The sequence below is a fragment of the Burkholderia sp. 9779_493 genome (assembly GCF_015712215.1).
Taxonomy (GTDB): Bacteria; Pseudomonadota; Gammaproteobacteria; order Burkholderiales; family Burkholderiaceae; genus Burkholderia; species Burkholderia cenocepacia.
In genome coordinates this window covers 294,888-301,317 of the sequence record NZ_JACCQA010000006.1, presented here as the reverse complement: position 1 = coordinate 301,317, position 6,430 = coordinate 294,888, and the positions used below count along the sequence as shown (strand labels likewise).

Sequence of the window (6,430 nt, the reverse complement as noted above, 5' to 3'; positions counted from 1 at the left end):
CCTCCCGCCCACTGCCAACCGCCTCGGTAATTCCGCCTCTGGTCAGCCCCGCGCCACCCGCGCTATCGTTTCCCCCATCCCCACAGCCCAGGAGCTGCCTTTGCCTACCCGCCACGGAGTCGACCTCATCCGCGCCCGCGCGCTGTTCGATCGCGAACGTCAGACGTTCACCGAAGCCATGCCGGTTTCCCGCGCGCTGTCCGCGGAAGCGTCCGAGCACTTGCTGTTCGGCGTGCCGTTGCACTGGATGCAGGACTGGTCGACCCCGTTCTCGCTCTACGTGAAGGAAGCCCGCGGCGCGACGTTTACCGACGTCGACGGTCATCGCTACGTCGATTTCTGCCTCGGCGACACCGGCGCGATGTTCGGCCATGCGCCCGAACCCGTCGCCCGCGCGCTCGTCGAACAGGCCACGCGCGGCTACACGACGATGCTGCCGAGCGAGGACGCCGCGTGGGTGTCGCGCGAACTCGCGCGGCGCTTCAAGTTGCCGGTCTGGCAATTCGCGTTGAGCGCGAGCGACGCGAACCGCTTCGTGCTGCGCTGGGCGCGCGCGGCCACCGGCCGCAACACGATCGTCGTGTTCAACGGCTGTTATCACGGCACGGTCGACGACGTGTTCGTCGATCTCGTCGACGGCCGCCCGGTACAGCGCGACAGCCTGCTCGGGCAATCGTACGACCTGCTAGCGAACACGCGCGTCGTCGAGTTCAACGATCTGGCCGCGCTCGAAGCGGCGCTGCAGGACGGCGATGTCGCGTGCGTGCTCGCGGAGCCCGCGATGACGAACATCGGCATGGTGCTGCCCGACCCGGGTTTCTGGGAAGCCGCGCGCGAACTGACGCGCCGCACCGGCACGCTGCTGGTGATCGACGAGACGCACACGATCAGCAGCGGCCCCGGCGGTTACGCGGTCGCGCACGGTCTCGAACCGGACATGCTGGTGGTCGGCAAGCCGATCGCGGGCGGCGTGCCGTGCGCGGTGTACGGGTTCAGCGCCGAATTCGCGGCGCGCGCCAAGCAGGCGAAGCTGAACGCGCCGCCCGGCCACTCGGGCATCGGCACGACGCTCACCGCGAACATGCTCGCGATGCATGCGATGCGCGCGACGCTCGCCGAAGTAGCGACCGACGCCGCGTATGCGCACATGTTCGCACTCGCCGCGCGGCTCGCGACGGGCCTCGAACACGCGATCGCGACACACCGGCTGCCGTGGTGCGTGACGCGCATCGGCGCGCGCACCGAGTTTCAGTTCGCGCCGGTGCCGCCGCGCAACGGCACGCTGGCCGGCGCGCAGCTCGACAGCGAACTGGAGCACATCGTGCACCTGTACCTGCTGAATCGCGGCGTGCTGATCACGCCGTTCCACAACATGATGCTCGTGTGCCCGCAAACGACCGACGACGATGTCGACCGGCTCGTCGCGCAGTTCGATGCGTGTCTGGGTGAGCTGGTGTGATGCGCTGACGCAGGGCCGGTACGCGCGCGAGCGCGTACCGGGCCGCCGCTTTCGCTACACCGCCTTCAACGCCCGCCGCGCCACTTCCGCGAAATACCGCGCGCCCACCGGCAGGATCGCGTCGTTGAAATCGTAGGTCGCGTTGTGCAGCGGCACGCCGCCCTGCCCGGCCGCCTCGCCGTTGCCGATGAACACGAAGTTGCCCGGCACCGCCTGCAGGAACGCGCCGAAATCCTCCGAGATCATCATCGGCTGCACGTCGGCGTGCACCGCGTCGGCGCCCGCGACGTGCGCGGCGGCCTGCACGGCCGTGTCGACCCATTCCGGCGAATTCACCGTCGGCGCGAACTCGTGCGTGTATTCGAACGTGCAGGTCGCGCCGTGCGTGCGGCAGATCCCTTCGCTGATCTCGCGCATCCGCGTTTCCAGCAGCGCCTGCACGTCGCGCGAATAGCTGCGCGTGTCGCCCTTGATCGTCACGGTCGACGGCAGCACGTTGCGCAGCCCGTCGGTGATGAATTCCGTGCACGAGATCACCGCCTGCTGGCCCGGGTCGAGATTGCGCGACACGATCGTCTGCAGCGCGAGCACGATCTGCGAGCCGATCACGATCGGGTCGATGCCCATGTGCGGACGCGCCGCATGCGTGCCGCGCCCGTCGATCCGGATCACGAAGTTGTCCTCGCTCGCCATGATGCCGCCCGCCCGCGTCGCGAACGTGCCCGCGCGCATGCCCGGCATGTTGTGCGCGCCGAAGATCGCATCGACCGGAAAGCGCTCGAACAGCCCGTCGGCCATCATCGCCTTCGCGCCGCGGCCGTGCTCTTCCGCCGGCTGGAAGATGAAGCGCACCGTGCCGTCGAAATCCTTGCGCTCGGCCAGCAGTTGCGCGGCGCCGAGCACCATCGACATGTGGCCGTCGTGTCCGCACGCATGCATCTTGCCCGGTGTGCGCGATACGTGTTCGCGACCCGGTGCGTGCTCGGCGATGTTCAGCGCGTCCATGTCCGCACGAATGCCGATCGCGCGCCGGCCCGTGCCGGCCGTCAGGTTCGCGACGAGCCCGGTGCCGCCGATCCCGCGATGTACGTCGAGCCCGAGCGTCGTGAGAATCCGCGCGACGTAGTCCGACGTGTTCACCTCTTCGAAACCCGTCTCCGGATACTGGTGCAGATGGCGGCGCCAGGTCTTCAGCTGCCCCTGCAGCGTGCTTTCTGCCGTTGCGTCGATTGTGTCCATTGCGCTGGCCTCGTCGATAGTCACGTCGGTCGTCATGTCGTTCAGGCCGCCACCGCCACGCGGCTCAGCCAGTCGCGCTGCCGCGCGAGCACCGCGTCGGCCGTCTCGCCGACGCAATGCCGGTACACGGACGGCGCGGTCGCCCCTTCCGTGTTGATCGCCAGCACGCGCGCATTCGCATCGAGCCCGACCTGCCGAGCGAGCGCCGGGTCGCGCATCAGCACGTCGAGCCCGGCCACGCCGGCCGCGCCCGATTCGCCGGCGACGACCGGCACGTCGCGTGCGCTGCCGGCCGCGAGGCCGCGCATCGCCTGCACCGCGTCCTCGTCGTCGATCAGCATGAAGTAGTCGATGCACATCTCGAGGAAATCCCACGCGAGCGGCGACGCCTCGCCGCATGCGAGCCCGGCCATCACCGAATCGACGCTGCCGGTCGCCTTCGTCGCACGGCCGGCCAACGCGCTCTGGTACAGGCAATCGGCCTGGCGCGGCTCGACGACGACGAAGCGCGGCCGCTGCACGCCGTCGCGCTCCCACAGGTAACTCGCGACGCCCGCGGCGAGGCCGCCCACGCCGCCTTGCAGGAACACGTGCGTGAACGGCCGTCCGTCGTCCTCCGCGGCCTGCGCGGCCGCTTCGGCGGCGATCACGCCGTAGCCCTGCATCACGTCGCGCGGAATCGCTTCGTAGCCGTCGTACGACGTATCCGACACGACGTACCAGCCGTTCGCTTGCGCGAGCTGCGCCGCGCAGACGACCGATTCGTCGTAGTTCCCCGCGATGCGCACGATCCGCGCGCCGTAGGCCGAGATCGCGCGTTCGCGCTCGGCGTCGACGTTCGCATGCAGCACGATCACGCAGCCGCAGCCGATCGCGCGCGCGGCGGCAGCCAGCGCGCGGCCGTGATTGCCGTCGGTCGCGCTGATCACCGTCAGGTCGGCCAGCTCCGCCGCGTAGCGGCCGGTGACGAGCCCCTGCGGATCGAGCGCCTGCGTGCGCCGCAGCCGCTTCACGAGCCGCACCAGCGCGATCGGCGCGCCGAGCGCCTTGAAGCTGCCGAGCGGCGAGCGGCACGACTCGTCCTTCACGCTGACGCTCGCGACGCCGAGCCGCGCGGCCAGATTGGGCAGCGCGCGCAGCGGCGTGCGCGCGTGGCCGACGAGCGGCCAGTGCGCGAGCCACGCGCCGCTTTCGTCGGCCGACGCGATGTTCATCACGCGGCGCAGCGCGTTCGGGTAAGCGGTGCGCGACGCGCGCGGGTTGGCGATCAGCATGACGAAAAGCTCCGGATCGGGACCGCGCGGGCGGTCCGTCGGGTGGGTCGGTCGGGCAGGCGCGGGTTGCGCTGGCCGGCGGTTGGAAAAATAATATTGCGCATGCCGGTCAACAAAATCGCCAAATCGATGGCCCAGACGCAAAAATTTCTCATTCTTCCGAGGTTCGACACACCATCATGACGCCCCCTCTCGATGCGTTCGATCGCAAGTTGCTGATGGAAGTCCAGCGCGACGCGCAGACGCCGCAAGCCGAGCTCGGCGCGCGCGTCAACCTGTCGACGGCCGCGGTGAACCGGCGGCTGCGGCGCCTCGCGGAAGACGGCGTGATCGAGCGCTACACGGCCGTCGTCGCGCCGGACAAGGTCGACCATCCGCTGACGATCGTCGTGAACGTCGAGGTCGAGAGCGAGCAGATCGACCAGCTCGACGCGATGAAGCGCGCATTCGAGCGCTGCCCGCAGATCCAGCAGTGCTACTACGTGACGGGGGAATGGGATTTCGTGCTGATCCTCGCGGTGCGCAACATGGATCAGTACAACGCGCTCACGCGCGAGCTGTTCTTCGCGAACAACAACGTGAAGCGGTTCAAGACGCTGGTGAGCATGAGCCGCGTGAAGGTCGGGCTCGACGTGCCGGTCGATGCCGGCGAGTAAATGAATGAGGCCATGAAGCGGCCGGCACATCGTTGCATGCGCCGGCCGCCTCCCATCGACGGCTACGTCAGCGACAACTGAAGCTCGCCGCCGAATTCACGTCGCCCGAGCCGTTGTAGCGCGCGACCTGCGGATACGGGCACAACGGCCGCGTGCGTCCCGCGCCCCACGACGCGGGCACGTCCGCGTTCGGCACCGCGTTCGTCGTGTCGCGCGCGGCGGCCACGATCGCGGCCGGCGCCTGCCCCTGCTCGACCCACGCGACGAGCGGCGTCAGCATGTCGAACTGGTCGGCCGCCGGCCCGCCCGAACAGTGATTCATCCCCGGCACCGGATAGAAGCGCGCGAAGTCCGACGCGTCGCCGCCGTTCGCCTGCGTGACGTTCGCATACCAGTCGCGCGTGTCGTTGAACGAGAACACCGGATCACCCGTGCCGTGATAGACGAGCAGCTTCGCGCCGCGCGCCTTCAGCGCGGACAGGTTCGTCTCGTCGGGCGGCGTCATGAACGACCATGACGATTGGGTATAAACCCCGTTCGTCGCGAAGATCGCCGGCGCATCGTTGTCCATGTCGAAGCCGAGCGCGAAGCCGGGCAGGTTCGCGAGCGCCGCGGCGGTTTTCGGCGGCGTCATGAACGTGAACGCCATCGCGGCCGGATCGAGCGTGACGGAATTCGACTGCTTCCACCCGGCCCAACCAGGGCCCGAGATGCCCGGATCGTACGGGAAGCTCGCGTAGAGCGCCGTGCCCGCGCTGTTGCGCGCACCGGCGAACACGTTCTCCAGCGCGGTTTTCTGCGCAGGCGTCAGGCACGACCCGGTGCGCGTGCCGTTCGCGCAGGTCGGGATGTCCGTGTCGACGCTGAAATGCGTCTGGCACGCGGCGACGTCCTGCACCATCCCGTCGGCCGCGCCATCGAGCGCATCGCATTTCTCGAGAATCTTCGCGCCGACGAACTGGCGCTCCGCATCGTTGAAACCGCTGCGGATATCCGGCAGCCCGTTCGTTCCGGTGGCCGACGCGATCTTCGCGAACTGCTGCGCGCCATACATCTCGCCGATCGCCGCCTTCGGCAGATGGAAGCCCGGATCGCCCGCGATGATGCCGTCGTAGTCGGCCGGGTTGCGCACCGCCGTGACCATCGCGTGACGGCCGCCGTTCGAGCAACCGCCGAAATAGCTGCGATCGGGCGCCTTGCCGTACGCGAGCCGGATCACCTGCTTGGCCATCGGCGTCAGCGCGTCGACCGCGCCGTAGCCGTAATCGATCCGCGCCTGCGGATCGAGACCGAACAGCGGATTCTGCGCGGCGCTGTGCCCCGAATCCGAGCTGATCACCGCGAACCCCTGGTTCAGCGCATTGGTCAACGGCCCGCCGCCGCCGATCTCGCCGGTCGCGGTCACGACGTTGCCGTCGAGCCCGCCGTTGGCCTGGTAAAAGAAGCGGCCGTTCCATGCTTTCGGCAAACGCATCTCGAAGCCGATCGCATAGGTCTTGCCGTCCACCGCGCTCACGCGCTCGTTCATCTTGCCGGCGATCACGCAGTGCTCGGCGACCGGCTTGCCGGCCACCGTCAACGCGCCGGCGGCCGCGGTCGTCACCGACGTGAACGACGTGTTCGCATACGCGAGCTTCGCGGCGAGCGCGTCGCAGGTCTGCGCCATCGCGACCGGCGTCGCGGCGCTCAGGTGCGTGGGCGCGGCGCTGACCGAATCGTCGCCGCCGCACCCGGCGAGCATCGCGGCGGCAGACAACGGCGCAATGCAAAGGAATGCAGATTTTCTGTTCAAGATAGCTCCC

General features: G+C 68.8%; 5 protein-coding genes. 2 read left to right on the top strand and 3 right to left on the bottom strand.

Annotation, left to right across the window (positions count from 1 at the left end; translation table 11 throughout):
* Positions 1–100: 100 nt before the first annotated feature.
* A complete protein-coding gene (locus tag H0X95_RS08760; protein WP_006485067.1) occupies positions 101–1,459 on the top strand; it encodes an aspartate aminotransferase family protein in 1,359 nt (452 codons plus the stop codon).
* Positions 1,460–1,513: 54 nt separating this feature from the next.
* Here the strand turns inward: H0X95_RS08760 and H0X95_RS08755 are convergent, their stop codons facing one another.
* Positions 1,514–2,698 (bottom strand): M20 aminoacylase family protein, encoded by a 1,185-nt coding sequence (locus H0X95_RS08755; RefSeq protein ID WP_006494307.1) that lies wholly within the window; start codon positions 2,696–2,698, stop codon positions 1,514–1,516.
* A 41-nt stretch (positions 2,699–2,739) separates the two neighbouring features.
* Complete coding sequence (locus H0X95_RS08750) at positions 2,740–3,972, bottom strand: diaminopropionate ammonia-lyase (protein WP_196446028.1); 1,233 nt, start codon at positions 3,970–3,972, stop codon at positions 2,740–2,742.
* 179 nt (positions 3,973–4,151) lie between these two features.
* On the opposite strand from H0X95_RS08750, the gene H0X95_RS08745 reads away from it, so the two are divergent.
* Positions 4,152–4,628 (top strand): Lrp/AsnC family transcriptional regulator, encoded by a 477-nt coding sequence (locus tag H0X95_RS08745; RefSeq protein WP_034203136.1) that lies wholly within the window; start codon positions 4,152–4,154, stop codon positions 4,626–4,628.
* Between the two features lie 67 nt (positions 4,629–4,695).
* On the opposite strand, the gene H0X95_RS08740 is transcribed toward H0X95_RS08745, so the two are convergent.
* Positions 4,696–6,420, bottom strand: coding sequence for a tannase/feruloyl esterase family alpha/beta hydrolase (locus tag H0X95_RS08740; RefSeq protein ID WP_196446027.1), 1,725 nt, complete (start codon positions 6,418–6,420; stop codon positions 4,696–4,698).
* Positions 6,421–6,430 lie beyond the last annotated feature (10 nt).